The organism is Streptomyces coffeae (genome assembly GCF_016741875.1).
GTDB classification, from domain to species: Bacteria; Actinomycetota; Actinomycetes; order Streptomycetales; family Streptomycetaceae; genus Streptomyces; species Streptomyces coffeae.
In genome coordinates this window covers 1-311 of sequence record NZ_JAERRF010000231.1, presented here as the reverse complement: position 1 = coordinate 311, position 311 = coordinate 1, and the positions used below count along the sequence as shown (strand labels likewise).

Here is a 311-nt window from a genome sequence, read left to right as displayed (position 1 = left end):
TCGCCGCCGGGCGATTCGGCGTCCGCCATCCGCGCTGGTGAGGAACACCGCAAACATCAATAAGGCTCAACTGTCAGTCCGCCCGGATAGGTTCGGGTACATGACGACAGAAGCGACGACGGAGAACGCCGGGCACGCCCGGTACACCTTCCGTGTTCGCCTGTCGGTGACGGCCCGGCGCGCACTCGAAGCCGAATGGGACCGGTGCCGCTGGGTGTGGAATGAGTGCGTCGCGAAGTCCAAGCAGGTCCACCAGGCCGCGAAGGCCACCGGCGAGAAGCTGACCTGCGGACCGGCTCAGCTCGACAAGA

Annotated in this window: 1 pseudogene; it reads left to right on the top strand. The window is 65.9% G+C overall.

What is annotated here, in order from left to right:
• Window positions 1-100: 100 nt before the first annotated feature.
• Window positions 101-311: pseudogene (locus JK363_RS41795) on the top strand (RNA-guided endonuclease TnpB family protein); the annotation flags it as partial.